Source organism: Cytobacillus firmus DS1 (assembly GCF_000565285.1).
GTDB lineage: Bacteria > Bacillota > Bacilli > Bacillales > Cytobacillaceae > Cytobacillus > Cytobacillus firmus_A.
In genome coordinates, this window is sequence record NZ_APVL01000008.1 from 156,389 (window position 1) to 171,176 (window position 14,788).

Annotated in this window: 18 protein-coding genes; 17 read left to right on the forward strand and 1 reads right to left on the reverse strand. The window is 40.6% G+C overall.

Annotated features, from left to right (window positions below; genetic code table 11):
- Positions 1–27 precede the first annotated feature (27 nt).
- The 6 genes from PBF_RS12465 (at position 28) to fni (ending at position 4,852) form a co-directional block, all read left to right on the forward strand.
- Positions 28–687 carry a flagellar brake protein gene (locus PBF_RS12465; RefSeq protein WP_035330124.1) on the forward strand — a complete coding sequence of 220 codons (660 nt, stop codon included), beginning with the start codon at positions 28–30 and terminating at the stop codon, positions 685–687.
- 87 nt (positions 688–774) lie between these two features.
- Positions 775–960 carry a YpfB family protein gene (locus PBF_RS12470; RefSeq protein ID WP_386852051.1) on the forward strand — a complete coding sequence of 62 codons (186 nt, stop codon included), beginning with the start codon at positions 775–777 and terminating at the stop codon, positions 958–960.
- 166 nt (positions 961–1,126) lie between these two features.
- Complete coding sequence (cmk, locus tag PBF_RS12475) at positions 1,127–1,807, forward strand: (d)CMP kinase (RefSeq protein ID WP_035330125.1); 681 nt, start codon at positions 1,127–1,129, stop codon at positions 1,805–1,807.
- Positions 1,804–2,385, forward strand: a complete 582-nt coding sequence (locus PBF_RS12480; RefSeq protein WP_035330126.1) for a lysophospholipid acyltransferase family protein — start codon at positions 1,804–1,806, stop codon at positions 2,383–2,385. The genes cmk and PBF_RS12480 overlap by 4 nt, the downstream gene beginning before the upstream one ends.
- A 253-nt stretch (positions 2,386–2,638) precedes the next feature.
- Positions 2,639–3,778, forward strand: a complete 1,140-nt coding sequence (gene rpsA, locus PBF_RS12485) for a 30S ribosomal protein S1 (RefSeq protein ID WP_035330127.1) — start codon at positions 2,639–2,641, stop codon at positions 3,776–3,778.
- Positions 3,779–3,790: 12 nt separating this feature from the next.
- Positions 3,791–4,852 (forward strand): type 2 isopentenyl-diphosphate Delta-isomerase, encoded by a 1,062-nt coding sequence (gene fni, locus PBF_RS12490; RefSeq protein WP_035330128.1) that lies wholly within the window; start codon positions 3,791–3,793, stop codon positions 4,850–4,852.
- A 69-nt stretch (positions 4,853–4,921) separates the two neighbouring features.
- On the opposite strand, the gene PBF_RS25180 is transcribed toward fni, so the two are convergent.
- Positions 4,922–5,065: a YpzI family protein gene (locus tag PBF_RS25180; protein WP_064503414.1), complete on the reverse strand. Its 144-nt coding sequence runs from the start codon at positions 5,063–5,065 to the stop codon at positions 4,922–4,924.
- Between the two features lie 146 nt (positions 5,066–5,211).
- On the opposite strand from PBF_RS25180, the gene PBF_RS12495 reads away from it, so the two are divergent.
- From PBF_RS12495 to mtrB, 11 genes are all read left to right on the forward strand, one after another.
- Complete coding sequence (locus tag PBF_RS12495) at positions 5,212–5,820, forward strand: YphA family membrane protein (RefSeq protein ID WP_035330130.1); 609 nt, start codon at positions 5,212–5,214, stop codon at positions 5,818–5,820.
- On the forward strand, positions 5,817–6,704 hold the full coding sequence (locus PBF_RS12500; RefSeq protein WP_035330131.1) for a YIEGIA family protein: 888 nt from the start codon (positions 5,817–5,819) through the stop codon (positions 6,702–6,704). The genes PBF_RS12495 and PBF_RS12500 overlap by 4 nt, the downstream gene beginning before the upstream one ends.
- 3 nt (positions 6,705–6,707) lie before the next feature.
- Positions 6,708–6,893, forward strand: a complete 186-nt coding sequence (locus PBF_RS12505; protein WP_035330132.1) for a capping complex subunit for YIEGIA — start codon at positions 6,708–6,710, stop codon at positions 6,891–6,893.
- Positions 6,894–7,132: 239 nt separating this feature from the next.
- Complete coding sequence (gene der / locus PBF_RS12510; protein ID WP_035330133.1) at positions 7,133–8,443, forward strand: ribosome biogenesis GTPase Der; 1,311 nt, start codon at positions 7,133–7,135, stop codon at positions 8,441–8,443.
- Between the two features lie 98 nt (positions 8,444–8,541).
- Complete coding sequence (locus tag PBF_RS12515) at positions 8,542–9,603, forward strand: NAD(P)H-dependent glycerol-3-phosphate dehydrogenase (RefSeq protein WP_200870045.1); 1,062 nt, start codon at positions 8,542–8,544, stop codon at positions 9,601–9,603.
- 244 nt (positions 9,604–9,847) lie between these two features.
- Positions 9,848–10,051 (forward strand): DUF2768 domain-containing protein, encoded by a 204-nt coding sequence (locus tag PBF_RS12520; protein WP_035330135.1) that lies wholly within the window; start codon positions 9,848–9,850, stop codon positions 10,049–10,051.
- 25 nt (positions 10,052–10,076) lie between these two features.
- Positions 10,077–10,790, forward strand: coding sequence for a hypothetical protein (locus PBF_RS12525; protein ID WP_035330136.1), 714 nt, complete (start codon positions 10,077–10,079; stop codon positions 10,788–10,790).
- Positions 10,791–11,139: 349 nt separating this feature from the next.
- Positions 11,140–12,618, forward strand: a complete 1,479-nt coding sequence (gene spoIVA, locus PBF_RS12530) for a stage IV sporulation protein A (protein WP_035330137.1) — start codon at positions 11,140–11,142, stop codon at positions 12,616–12,618.
- Positions 12,619–13,102: 484 nt separating this feature from the next.
- A complete protein-coding gene (gene hbs, locus PBF_RS12535) occupies positions 13,103–13,375 on the forward strand; it encodes a non-specific DNA-binding protein Hbs (protein WP_009332755.1) in 273 nt (90 codons plus the stop codon).
- Between the two features lie 218 nt (positions 13,376–13,593).
- On the forward strand, positions 13,594–14,160 hold the full coding sequence (folE, locus tag PBF_RS12540) for a GTP cyclohydrolase I FolE (RefSeq protein WP_035330138.1): 567 nt from the start codon (positions 13,594–13,596) through the stop codon (positions 14,158–14,160).
- Positions 14,161–14,280: 120 nt separating this feature from the next.
- Positions 14,281–14,517 (forward strand): trp RNA-binding attenuation protein MtrB, encoded by a 237-nt coding sequence (gene mtrB / locus PBF_RS12545; RefSeq protein ID WP_035330139.1) that lies wholly within the window; start codon positions 14,281–14,283, stop codon positions 14,515–14,517.
- Positions 14,518–14,788 lie beyond the last annotated feature (271 nt).

Genomic DNA, 14,788 nt, shown 5'->3' on the forward strand with positions numbered 1-14,788 from the left:
CCTTTTATTATAGGGAAGTGTGGAAGTGTGATAAATATTGGTGAAGCATTGATGCTCGAATTGACGTACACTGAAAAACCTGAGAAGTATAAATGCAAGCTTGCTGAAAGAGAAGGAAATAATTTATATATTGATTATCCAATAAATCAGGAAACCAATAAAACTGCTTTCCTTGTCGATGGTACTCAGCTGAAGGCTACCTTTTTGGCTGATGATGGAACAGTATACCTTTTCGAAAGCGAGGTTCTTGGAAGGGTTAAGCAAAATATCCCGATGATGATTTTATCGTATCCCGGGGATGAACATTTAGTAAAAATTCAAAGGAGACAGTTTGTCCGGGTTGAAACACCGGTGGATGTTGCAATACATGCGGAAAATGATGAGTTTTCTCCTTTTGTGTCCGTTACGGATGATATAAGTGCAGGCGGGGCTGCAATCATCGCTAAGATGGACAATTCCTTAAAAGCAAATATGCAAATACTTACTTATTTCGTATTAGCCATGCAAAACGGTGTAAATTATTATTTGAAGCTTAAAAGTAAAGTAATAAGAGTCTCAGAACCCAGAAATGGTAAATCCCTTATTTCTGTTCAGTTCATGGAGGTAAGCCCGCAGGACAGGCAATTGCTTCTGCGCTTTTGTTTCGATAGGCAATTGGCCATGAAGAAAAAAGGCCTGGAAATATGAAAAATGGAATAATTTTTATATCTCTCTATCATAATAGATGATGAAGTCTATTGGCTGAATTTTATATTTCCAGTTGGAGAGATGGCAATGATGAAAACGGTGGAGAGGATTATTCTTAAGTTAATAATTGTGCAATTTGTTTTCCTGCTGATCACTCAATTTTTCTTTCATCATATGGATGCTTTTCCGGAATTAAAGCAGCTGACACAGTATGAAGGTGTTACAGATCAGAATTTTACTGAGCTGCTTGAAACCTTCAGGAAAAATAATTAGCAGGCAGGAGCCTGCTTATTTTTTGTGGTGAAATTTTCAAGGGGCTATTTTTAAATTTTGCAAGACTTAAAAAACAGCTAATTTATGCACTGATACAGACTTATTATGTTAAAATAAAGCGGAATGAACCTGGGGAAAATGCGGCCAGGGTTACACAGGAGGAACTATGAGTAAACGTATATCAATTGCAATTGACGGGCCAGCTGCTGCAGGGAAAAGTACAGTAGCAAAGATCGTGGCAGAAAAATTATCATACATATATATTGATACTGGTGCCATGTATCGCGCCTTGACTTATAAAGCGATTCAGAAAAATGCAAGCCTTGAAGATGAAGTTTCTCTTATGGAAATTTTAAACAATACAGTTATTGAACTGCAGCCAGTCGAAAAAGGACAATTAATTTATCTGGATGGGCAGGATGTGACAAACGAAATCAGAACTTCCGAAGTGACAAATTCTGTTTCTGTTGTTTCCATGCATAAGCTGGTTAGGGAAGAAATGGTTTCGCGCCAGCAAAGCTTTGCTTTAAGTGGAGGAGTGGTAATGGATGGCCGGGATATCGGAACCCACGTACTGCCCCATGCAGAAGTGAAAGTTTTCCTTCTGGCCTCTGTGGATGAAAGGGCTTTAAGGCGGCATAACGAAAATATCCAAAAGGGATATTCATCTGACCTGGAGAAGCTGAAGGAGGAAATCTCCCATAGGGACAAGCTTGACTCAGAACGTGAAATAGCTCCATTAAGAAAAGCGGCAGATGCTAAGGAGATTGATACAACATCTTTGTCAATTGGGCAGGTAGTGGATAAGATAATGGATCTGGCTATTGAAAGGATTGGTTCTAAGTGAATCTCTACGCTTTTGCCAAAGCGGCAGTCTATGGAGTCCTAAAACCCATTTACAGATTTGAAGTAATCGGAAAGGAAAATTTTCCTGCTGAAGGCGGAGTTCTCTTATGCTCCAATCATATAGATAATCTCGATCCGCCCGTAGTCGGCATTAATGCTCCAAGGCCAGTATATTTTATGGCCAAAGAAGAGCTTTTTAATGTTCCGGTCCTCGGGAAAATTGTTCCTCACCTAAACGCTTTTCCTGTCAAAAGAGGAATGAGTGACAGGGAAGCATTAAGAAAAGGGCTTGGAATTTTAAAAGAAGGAAATGTTTTAGGGCTGTTTCCGGAGGGTACTAGGAGTAAAACGGGACAGCTGGGAAAAGGGCTTGCCGGAGCAGGTTTTTTTGCTCTCAGGTCGGAAGCGCATGTCGTTCCCTGCGCCATTATTGGTCCTTATAAAGCTTTTTCAAAGTTAAAAGTTGTTTACGGGAAACCAATTGATATGAAAGAGCTAAGAGAAAGAAAGGCTTCGGCGGAGGAAACCACCGATAAGATTATGTCTGAGATCCGTAAATTAATTGAAGAATACTCATAGACCTTCTTGCTTGACAAAAAACTTCTTTTGTAAGAAGTTAGTAAAAAGGCATTTTTTTAAAAGGCGAAAATATTCGAAAAATAAGGCTGTCCTTACTGAACAATTTCATAATCAAAAACAGTTGAAAAATAGCCTGCAAATAATTAGCCATTCGAGTATTTCTGCTGCTGACACAGGGTTCTTGCCTGGATGGCAGGCAGTTGAATACAGATTAAAAATTTGAAAGCAGCCATTGGATTAAGGAGGAATACATATGTCAGAGGAAATGAATGAAGTAGAAGTTAAAAATTTTGAGGTGGGTGACAAGGTAAAAGGCCAAGTTACCAAGGTTGAAGAAAAGCAAGTTATTGTTGACCTTGCTGACAGCAAACTGGATGGAATTATCCCAATCAGCGAGCTTTCAAGCCTGCATATTGAAAAAGCTGGCGATGCGGTATCAGAAGGAGATGAACTCGAGCTTGAGGTTTTAAAAGTCGAGGAAGATGCTCTTATTCTTTCAAAACGTAAAGTTGATGCCGGTAAATCATGGGAAACCCTCGAAAAGAAATTCAATGAGGGTGAAGTTTTTGAAGCAGAAATAAAAGATGTAGTTAAAGGCGGTTTAGTAGTAGACCTGGGTGTTCGCGGATTTGTTCCTGCTTCCCTGGTTGAGGCTCATTTTGTTGAAGATTTTACTGATTATAAAGGCAAATCAATGACATTTAAAATTGTTGAGCTTGATAAAGATAAAAATCGCCTTATCCTTTCCCATCGTGCTGTAATTGAAGAAGAAAAAGGCAAGCAGAAACATCAAGTGCTGGAGTCCCTTCAGGCAGGTCAGGTTCTGGATGGAACAGTCCAAAGAATTACTGACTTTGGAGCATTTGTTGATATCGGCGGAATCGATGGACTTGTTCATATATCCCAGCTATCCTATGAGCATGTGGAAAAGCCGTCAGATGTTGTCGAGGAAGGTCAAAAGGTGAAAGTGAAAGTATTAAGCGTTGACCGCGACAATGAACGCATTTCACTATCCATTAAGGAGACTCTGCCTGGACCATGGGATAATATCAGCGAGAAGGCTCCTAAAGGCAGCACTCTTGATGGAACAGTAAGAAGACTTGTTTCCTACGGAGCATTCGTTGAAGTTTTCCCGGGTGTTGAAGGACTTGTCCATATTTCTCAAATTGCGCATAAGCATATCGGAACACCTCATGAAGTTCTAAGCGAAGGACAGGAAGTAAAAGTGAAGGTTCTTGATGTGAACGAACAGGATCAGCGCCTGTCATTGAGCATCAAAGATCTTCTTGAAAAAGAGCAGGAAGAAGTGACTGACTATGAACTTCCTGAAGAAACTAAAGGCTTCTCGCTTGGTGATATGATTGGCGACCAGCTAAAGAATTTAAAAAAGTAATGGTGATAAATTGTGTCAAGATCAAAACGTAAATGGGATCATATCCAGCATGCTTTAGCAACAGGCCAAAGCAGCAATACCGGTTTAGCGGATATTGTTTTTCTTCATCAAAGCCTTCCTGATGCGTTTCTTGATCAGGCAGATTTAGGCACTTCAATTGGCGAACTTTCATTAAGTTCGCCAATTTTTATAAATGCCATGACAGGAGGCGGGGGAGAAAGAACGGTTCAAATTAACCGGGATCTCGCCTTGGCTGCCAAATCAACAGGCCTTGCTATGGCAGTAGGGTCCCAGATGTCTGCACTCAAGGACCCGAGTGAAGCTGAATCCTACAGGATTGTCAGGAGAGAGAACCCCCGAGGAATTATTTTGGGCAACTTAGGAAGCGAAGCTACAATCGATCAGGCAAAAGCAGCAGTTGATATGATTGAAGCAGATGCTCTGCAAATTCACTTAAATGCTGTCCAGGAATTGACCATGCCGGAAGGGGACCGGGATTTTCGCGGGGCATTAAAAAGAATCGAAAATATCGTCTCCCATTCCGGAGTACCAGTAGTAGTAAAGGAAGTCGGGTTTGGCATAAATAAAGAAACTGCTTCAATGCTTGCTTCAGCCGGCGTTACAGCAATTGATATCGGCGGATTTGGCGGAACAAATTTCTCCCGCATTGAAAATGCAAGAAGAGATAGACTTTTATCGTTTTTCGATGAGTGGGGAATCCCGACTGCTGTCTCCATTGCAGAAGCAGCATCTTTGGAAGCAGGCGTTGCTGTCATTGCTTCCGGGGGCATCCGGACAAGCCATGAAATAGCAAAGGCGATTGCTCTTGGTGCAGGGGCTGCTGGAATGGCTGGATTCTTTTTAAAGGTTCTAATGAAAGAAGGACTTGAGGCACTTATTGAAGAGATTAACCATATTCATTCTGAATTGAAGATGATTATGACTGCCTTGGGGGCAGAAAGCATTGCGGGACTCCAGCAGTCTCCGATTATCATTTCTGGAAGAACCCACCATTGGCTGAATGAACGCGGCATTGATACAAAAGCATATTCCAGACGGACCATCCAAAAATAGCTCTCGTCATTTGACGAGAGCTATTTTTTCATTCAGGCTGCAGTGCATAGCAAGGCGCAGCAGCTTTTCTTAACTGTATTTCGAATCATTCAGAGATCTGGCTTCTTCGGGACTCTGCAGCTTGGAAGCTCCAGGATAATGAAGTGCCTGGTCGCGATCGGATTCCACTTTTCCGCTGTTCTTCAGCTTTTTTTCCTGTCTGTCTTTGCCCATAATTAACACCTCCATATTAATAAGATGAAGTGAGCGGAAGAGAATTATGCAAAAAAGGAAACTGGGATTCCATAGACGCACCTTTTGAACTTACAGGGTTAATTTACATACGATGTAGCCATAATGGAAATGATAGGAGGTAGAGAATGGAAGGATTAATTTTCTATTGGATTTCCTGGATGGTTTGGATTATGGCGACTTTTTTTATGGCTCGAACTAATAAATACAGGTTTTTATTGTCTGCCTGGATCTTGCTATTCATTATGCTGTCACCCTGGACACTTAATATCTTCAATTTTGAAACTGGTATTGCTGGCCTTTTTCTGCTTGTATCCCTTTATATTTTTGCCGGGAGACTAAAAAAACTGAGCAAACTATATTTCCTTTTTTGCACATTCATCCTGATGATGGCCTATGTCACATTTCACCTTTTTGAACTGTTTGATCCTGTTTGGGTGATACTCTCCCGTAAATGGATGCTCTCAGTCCTTCTGGTTTATCTGGCTGTACTCCTGCAAAAAAACAGAATGCTCAGACTGCCGCTAATATTGCTCGGGGGCATCCAGGGAGAAGTTCTGTATGCAATTATCCTTAAACCATTTTCCTTTCCGTATACGATTGGATCATTGGCATTTCTGGATATCATGGCCATTTCAATTTCCATATCTGCTTTATGGATTGCAGTGCATTGGGCGGTCAAATATATAGAAGCCAACTTTAAACATTTTGAAAGGGAGAAACAAAAATTATCATGAGTGAATATACGTACCCGATCCTTTTTGGTCTGGCAGCTGGAACCTTGACCCGTATTTATATGCTTCGGACCGATTATCGTCAATATCCTACATATTTGCATGGGAAAATTATTCATGTTGCTTTAGGGTTCATTGCTGCAGGCCTTGGAACGGTGGCTATTCCTTCAATTATGGAGGAAGACTTCACAGCCATCACCTTTCTGACTCTGGCTGCATCCCAGTTTAGAGAAGTCAGAAATATGGAGAGAAACACACTTACTGAACTGGACAGCTACGAAATGGTTCCGAGAGGCAAAACATATATAGAAGGTGTAGCAATAGCCTTTGAAAGCAGGAATTATCTTGTAATATTCACATCATTGCTTAGTACGTTAGGCTATCTGCTGTTTAATATATGGGGAGGTCTTGCGGCAGCTGTTCTTTCCATTCTGATTTCCACGAAATTAATGTCGGGTGGAAGGCTGAAGGATATTGTTGATGTTGAGTTTGTGGAGCCGCGTTTTGATGGAGCAGGCTTGTATGTGGACAATATTTATATCATGAATATAGGTTTGCCCAATAGACAAGAGGAAGTACTGCGATATGGGATGGGATTTATTTTAAAACCTAAAAATTTCAATGCCCGCTCCACTATTGCCAATCTTGGGCAGAGGCAGGCTATATTACATGATGTTTCAACTGCATTGGGTGTTTACCGGGATTCCGGGACTCCAGCGCTTGTTCCGCTGGCGAAAAGGGATTTGGATGATGGTCGTGTAGGGGTATTTGTATTACCACAGGAAAAGGATATTAATAAAGCCCTAAAAGTCATCGAAGCGGTTCCGACACTCGAAAATGCGATTAGGATGCCCACTGAACGGCAAACGAATGGGAAAGGAAGTTAGCTTATGGTGCTTGAAAAATACATACTGGCTGCAATAACAACAAATCCATCCAAGATACCTTCCGGAACTGCCGTTTTCCATTGTGAAAATAAAAAAGAAATGGAAATCATCGCAGCCAATCTTGAAGCAATTCTAGACGGAATTGCCCATGCCTTAACAGAAGAGCTATATGTAATTGTTAAGCATTAAGGGAGGTTTCCAAGTTTTTCATTGCCGTGAAGGTTTCTCTTTGTTAAAATATCTAAGTTAGACCCTTCTATCTTTGAGAAGGGTTTATTTTATAAATGTAAAGCGTTTGGGATGGTTTTAACATTAATGTAGTGTTATTGTGGACAGCCATCTGTATGCTTACTTTAAGTAAAAGTCATTTATGGATCATAGACGCAAGTTTAACAATTTAAGAATAAAGAATTGAAAGGGTGATGTTCATGGCAAAACCAGTTTTGGCTATTGTCGGGCGTCCTAACGTTGGAAAATCAACAATATTTAACAGAATTGTAGGAGAACGGATATCAATTGTCGAAGATATTCCGGGAGTAACCAGGGACAGAATTTATAGTTCTGCAGAATGGCTGACTCATGATTTTAATATTATTGATACAGGCGGAATTGATATTGGGGACGAGCCATTTTTAGAGCAAATTCGCCTTCAGGCAGAAATTGCGATAGATGAAGCAGATGTCATTATTTTTCTTGTAAACGGAAGAGAGGGCGTCACAAGCGCAGATGAGGAAGTTGCAAAAATATTATATAAAGCCAAAAAGCCTGTAGTTCTGGGTGTGAATAAAATCGATAACCCTGAGATGCGGGATTTGATTTATGACTTTTATGCACTTGGCTTTGGTGAGCCGTTTCCGATTTCAGGTTCACATGGTCTTGGTCTTGGAGACTTGCTTGATGAAGCTGCCAAGCATTTCCCGAAACATGGCCAAAGTGAATATGGAGAAGATGTCATTAAGTTTTCATTAATTGGCCGCCCGAATGTGGGGAAATCCTCTCTTGTAAACGCAATGCTTGGCGAAGAACGGGTCATTGTAAGTAATATCGCAGGCACCACAAGAGATGCAATCGACTCAAAGGTCAAAGTGGATGGGCAGGAATATGTCATCATCGATACTGCGGGTATGCGAAAAAAAGGGAAAGTTTATGAAACAACAGAAAAATACAGTGTACTAAGAGCTTTGAGGGCAATTGAACGTTCCGATGTTGTCCTGGTGGTAATTGATGGGGAAGAAGGAATCATTGAACAGGACAAGCGCATTGCCGGTTATGCTCATGAAGCAGGCAGAGCTGTTGTTATCGTTGTCAATAAGTGGGATGCTGTTGAAAAAGATGAGAAAACAATGAAGGCGTTTGAACAAAATATTCGTGAGCATTTTCAATTCCTGGATTATGCACCTGTTGTTTTCCTTTCTGCCAAAACGAAAAAACGTATTCATACACTTATCCCAATGATTAACACAGCCAGTGAAAATCATTCTTTGCGTGTTGAAACAAGCGTCCTGAATGATGTTGTCATGGATGCTGTTGCAATGAATCCGACGCCAACAGATAAAGGAAGACGCCTCAGAATTTATTACACCACACAGGTTGCCGTGAAGCCGCCGACATTTGTGGTATTTGTCAATGATCCAGAACTGCTTCATTTTTCATATGAACGGTTCCTGGAAAACCGAATCAGGGACGCTTTTGGGTTTGAAGGCACACCTATTAAGATATTTGCAAGGGAAAGAAAATAATGCGGTTAACTCCGGCCGGATAGCTTTATAATGTATCTGGCAGGCAGAAATCGGATGAATTCTTGATGCATCCAAATACATTAAAAGGCAGTGATCAAATGGAGCGGAAAAAAGAAAGCGTAGCTGTAGCTGGTGCCGGCAGCTGGGGTACTGCCCTGGCGATGGTGCTTGCTGATAATGGGCATGATGTCAGACTTTGGGGCCATAATCCTGATCAGATAGAGGAAGTTAATAAGCATCATACTAATCAAAAATATTTATCAGGGATTCAGCTGCCTGCAGAAATAAAAGGTTACACATCGCTTGAGGAGGCTTTAAACGGGTCAGACACTTTGATTTTGGCAGTCCCGACAAAGGCCATTCGTGAAGTAATGGGGAAGATCAAAGGAATTAGAAAAGAGCCTCTAACCATTGTACACGTAAGTAAAGGAATTGAGCCAGATTCACTTCTCAGGATTTCTGAAATGATTGAAGAGGAAATGCCTGGAGACCTTCTGCACAGTGTAGTTGTGCTATCTGGTCCAAGCCATGCAGAAGAAGTTAGTCTCAGACATCCGACAACTGTTACGGTATCATCAAAAAATATGGACGCTGCCGAAAAAATTCAGGATTTGTTTATCAATAACAATTTCAGAGTATATACCAACCCTGATATCATTGGAGTGGAAATTGGCGGTGCTTTAAAAAATATCATTGCCCTTGCTGCCGGAATTACAGATGGCTTAGGTTATGGAGACAATGCAAAGGCAGCCCTTATAACTAGAGGTCTTGCTGAAATTGCCCGTCTTGGGATGAAGATGGGGGCAAGCCCGCTTACTTTCTCAGGATTAGCAGGAATCGGGGATTTGATCGTTACATGTACTTCTGTCCATTCACGCAATTGGAGGGCAGGAAACCTTCTTGGCAAGGGCCATAATCTGCAGGAAGTCCTGGATAATATGGGCATGGTCGTAGAGGGTGTCAGAACAACAAAAGCAGCGCACCAGCTGGCGCAAAAATATGATGTGAAAATGCCAATTACTACTGTTCTGTATGATGTCCTTTTTAATAATGTTAATGCGAAGGATGCTGTTGATCTTCTGATGGCAAGAGGAAAAACACATGAGATGGAAGACCTTGCGAACGTTTTGGAAGATCAAAGCGGGAATAAAAAGAGCTGATATCTATATAAATTTAAAAATATAGGCATTAGATGATGCGAGACAGCAGGTTCCTGCATACAATGCAACGAAGCAAACTAGTGTAATGAACAGGGTGCTGGGTTATTTAGTCAAATGGCTGAGGTAAAGAATTGCCCCTTCTTTGCCTCAGTTTTTTTTGTCTTCATTTTTTTCGTGATGAAAAGCTTTTAGATTTATCCCTTTAATATGGTATAATACATTTCGGAAAAGGGAGTTGATTTGTATGTCGCCGGCTTTAATGAAAATGTGGATTTCCCTTGCTTCTATGGGATTCATGTTTTTATCTATAATATTGATTTATCTTAGCCGCTACAAGCTGAAAGCTGGAGTTTTTAAAGTTATAACAGCTATTGTTGCCTACTTTTTAATGATAATAAGCGGAATTATTATAGTGATTGTCGTGTTCAGCGGTCCGACAAGCAGCTAGCACTTTTACATAAAGGGTTGATTACATGAAAAAAGCTTTTAACATGTTTTTGCTTTTGCTAAGCGGTGCTTTGATTCTGACAGGCTGTATGTATCCTGAAGAAAAATTATCTCAAAACCAGATTGCCTATAAGGATCAGATTCAGTCTGTCCAGTCTGCAGTGGACCAATATAAGGAAGCAAATGGAGGTCTCCTGCCAATTAAAACCAAGGGCCAGACAACCCCTATTTATCAAAAGTATCCAATTGACTTTAAGAAAATTGCTCCGGAATACATGGCAGAACCGCCTGGAAATGCCTTTGAATCCGGCGGAGTTTTTCAATATGTGATTGTTGACGCAGAAACAGATCCGAAAGTGAAAATTTTTGACTTGAGAATTGCTGAAACAATCAGGGATATTAACCTGAGGGTTAAGGCACATGGATTCCCGCCATATAAAGAGCAAATTGCTGAAAATGTTTTTACAATGGATTTTAAAAAATTAGGATTTAAGGAAGAGCCAAAAGCCCTCAGTCCGTATAGCGGCCAGAGCCTTCCATATGTCGTTACCGGCAATGCTGAGGTATATGTAGATTATCGTGCTGATTTGTATCAGGCAATGAAAAATAAGGAGAACAAACCTGAACCTGGAAAGGATATTAGAAATATTCTTGTGGAAGATTCTGATTTTGTTCCCGCCTATTCGCTGCCTTATACAATTGATCCCGGCACAAATGATCCAATCTTTTTGGTGAAATAGTCATAACCCTTCTCCTGCAAAATATATTGTAGGAGAAGGGTTATTTTTTTATATACTTTTATAACCACTCTTCAACTAATGACTAAAAGCATAAAGGCAAAGAAATAAAGGAGCAGGGGAGTTTGTAAATAAAAACGGAAATTTGGAATGGCCTGCTGTCCATTTCAGACTGTCATAGGGTTGGGGATTTCAAGCTGGACTGACAGGTGCAGTGCACTTTCCATATAGGGGGGTAAAAAAGAAAAAAACTGTCATAACAATGTAGGACAACATCATACACATATAATGTCCAAACATAATAGATAGGATAATATTATCCCATTAACTCAAGATTTCAGGAGGGGATCACTTGGAAAAGGTTGATATTTTTAAAGATATTGCCGAAAGAACAGGCGGCGATATATATTTTGGAGTAGTTGGCGCAGTTCGCACCGGCAAATCTACATTTATAAAAAAGTTTATGGAATTGGTTGTACTGCCAAATATGGAGAACGAAGCAGAACGTGCCCGCACACAGGATGAGCTTCCTCAAAGTGCTGCCGGCAAGACAATTATGACCACAGAACCGAAATTTGTTCCTAACCAGGCTGCTACCGTTCATGTAGCAGAAGGGCTGGATGTAAATATCAGGCTTGTGGACTGTGTGGGATATACAGTACCGGGAGCGAAGGGCTATGAAGACGAAAACGGCCCGAGAATGATCAATACACCTTGGTATGAAGAGCCGATTCCTTTCCACGAAGCTGCTGAGATAGGAACAAGAAAGGTGATTCAGGAGCATTCGACAATCGGAGTTGTCATAACAACTGATGGTACGATTGGAGAAATTCCGCGTGCTAACTATATTGAGGCTGAAGAAAGAGTTATTGATGAATTAAAAGAAGTCGGCAAGCCGTTTATCATGATCATTAATAGCGTCCAGCCTCACCACCCAAATACGGATGCGCTTAGAAATGATCTCGCTGAAAAATATGATATACCTGTCCTGGCCATGAGCGTAGAGGGCATGAGGGAATCGGATGTATTAAATGTTATGCGTGAAGCTCTTTACGAGTTCCCGGTGCTGGAAGTCAATGTGAATTTACCGAGCTGGGTGATGGTGCTGCATGAAGATCACTGGCTTCGTGAAAGCTATCAGGAAGCAGTTAAAGAAACGGTTAAGGATATAAAGAGACTGAGAGATGTTGACCGTGTAGTCCATCAATTCAGCGACTTTGAATTCATTGACCGTGCAGGCCTTGCTGGAATTGAAATGGGGCAGGGCGTAGCGGAAATTGACTTATATGCGCCAGACGATCTTTACGATGAGGTCCTTAAAGAGATAGTCGGTGTTGAAATCCGAGGTAAAGACCACTTGCTCGAGCTGATGCAGGAATTTGCCCATGCTAAAGCAGAGTATGACCAAATTTCCGATGCACTGAGAATGGTGAAGCAAACCGGCTACGGCATTGCTGCTCCTTCGCTTGCTGATATGAGCCTGGATGAACCGGAAATCACACGCCATGGATCCCGCTTTGGTGTAAGACTAAAAGCCGTTGCTCCATCTATTCATATGATTAAAGTAGATGTGGAATCTGAATTCTCTCCTATCATCGGAACAGAAAAGCAAAGCGAAGAACTCGTCCGCTATCTGATGCAGGACTTTGAAGATGATCCACTTTCAATCTGGAACTCCGACATCTTTGGACGCAGTCTCAGCTCCATTGTAAGAGAAGGAATTCAGGCAAAATTGTCCCTGATGCCTGAAAATGCAAGATATAAACTCAAAGAGACTTTAGAAAGAATCATCAACGAAGGCTCTGGCGGATTAATTGCGATAATCCTTTAATGAAGGCTCCTTTTGGAGTCTATTTTTTTTCGGCGAAATGAGTCAGAATCCGAGCCAACTTCGGACACAAAAGGGGAAAATCCAGTGCTCTGAGTCCGAACCCAGAGCACCTTATTGCAAATGGAAACCCTGCAATTTAGAAAAGAATGTTTCATCCTGAGCGCCAAGGGTAATAAAACCAGGTCAGCGTATTACAAATATGTTGCAAATAAGAAAAGATTCCCATTAAATAATGAAATATTCTTGATAACAGCATTTGATTGTGATAATCTTTTAACAGAATTACCGTTATGGCGGCCAAACCCTTATTGTAAAAGGGTTTATAATGATTTTTTGATTGAAAAATTTCAATTTATCATTTATTATAAGGCTTGTTAAACAAAAACACGCCATAACGTATAGAATTCAGTAATTTTGTTTACAAATGTATGTAAGGAATCTTATTTTACTGGGTTTTATCCATATTTGGGAGGAGGTGAAAGGCATGAACAAAACAGAACTAATTAACGCAGTTGCTGAGGCTGGCGAACTTTCTAAAAAAGACGCGACTAAAGCAGTTGATGCTGTTTTCGATACAATCCTTGATGCTTTGAAAAATGGTGATAAGGTACAACTAATCGGTTTCGGAAACTTTGAAGTTCGCGAACGTGCTGCCCGCAAAGGACGCAACCCGCAAACTGGTGAAGAAATCGAAATCGCTGCAAGTAAAGTTCCTGCTTTCAAACCAGGCAAAGCGCTTAAAGATGCAGTTAAATAATCTACATACAAGTGCTTAAAGCTTATGCTTGAGCTAAAAACCGCGAAATATTCGCGGTTTTTTCTTTTTGCATTAAAGTCCTAGAGAAACAGAAGATTCACTCTATTTCAGGTATTTAATTTTACTCATTGAAAGAAGTTTCAGTTTTGCCTGAATGAGGGGGTTATGCTAATATGAACATATTATTACCACAGTGTAAATACATAGGAGGCATAATTATGGCAGAGGTAAATCGTGCCCAGATAGAAGATGCGGTGCGTTTAATATTGGAAGCAATCGGTGAAGACCCGAATCGTGAGGGACTTCTTGATACACCAAAGCGAGTCGCAAAAATGTATGAAGAAGTTTTTATGGGGCTTAACCAGGATCCTAAAGAATACTTTGAAACAGTATTTGGCGAAGACCATGAAGAACTTGTATTAGTTAAAGATATACCATTCTACTCTATGTGTGAACATCATCTTGTGCCTTTCTTTGGTGTTGCCCATGTAGCTTACATCCCGCGAAATGGCAGAGTAACAGGTTTAAGCAAACTCGCCAGAGCTGTAGAGGCAGTTGCAAAACGTCCTCAGCTTCAGGAACGCATTACATCTACTGTAGCAAATTCCATCCTGGAAAAGCTTGAACCGCATGGTGTAATGGTTGTTGTCGAAGCAGAACATATGTGTATGACAATGCGCGGAGTTAAAAAGCCTGGTTCAAAAACGGTGACATCAGCAGTTAGAGGCGTGTTTGCAGAAGATGCAAGAGCACGTGCTGAAGTCCTTTCTCTGATAAAACAATAAATATGGACTCTGTTCATGAATGGGTTCAGGCAATAAAAAGGTCAAAGGCTGAAAGATAAAACTTTTAGCCTTTTTTTGTAAATAATTATCAATCACAACATTTAGCAAAGGAAGGTATTAATGGAAAAGAAAAATCCATCAGGAAATGAATATATTGTAATAAAGGCTAAAGAAGACGGTGTTAATGTCATAGGGTTAACAAGAGGCTCTGATACAAGATTCCACCATTCAGAAAAACTTGACCAGGGAGAAGTAATGATTGCGCAATTTACGGAGCATACTTCTGCGATTAAGATCAGGGGGAATGCAAGGATTATGACAAGCTATGGAGAACTCGAAAGTGAGGCTAAGAAATAGCTTTCCCCCGGAAAATAAGAGCAGAATATTTTCATAAGATAATGTCCTGACATGTTCCTGTCATTTATGATATAATTGTCTCTGCTTGATTAATTCTCTTGAATACAAGATACCGGGTAAAAGGTTTTTTTGCCCGTTTTATATTTAATAGGAAACAATGAATTGGCTAAAAATAGATAAGAATGTGTAAGGTGTTTTGTATCCGTTCTCTTTGTCGCAGTATTCACATGGAGAAATAGCGGCTGAAAATGAAAATTAAGGGGAAACAAGG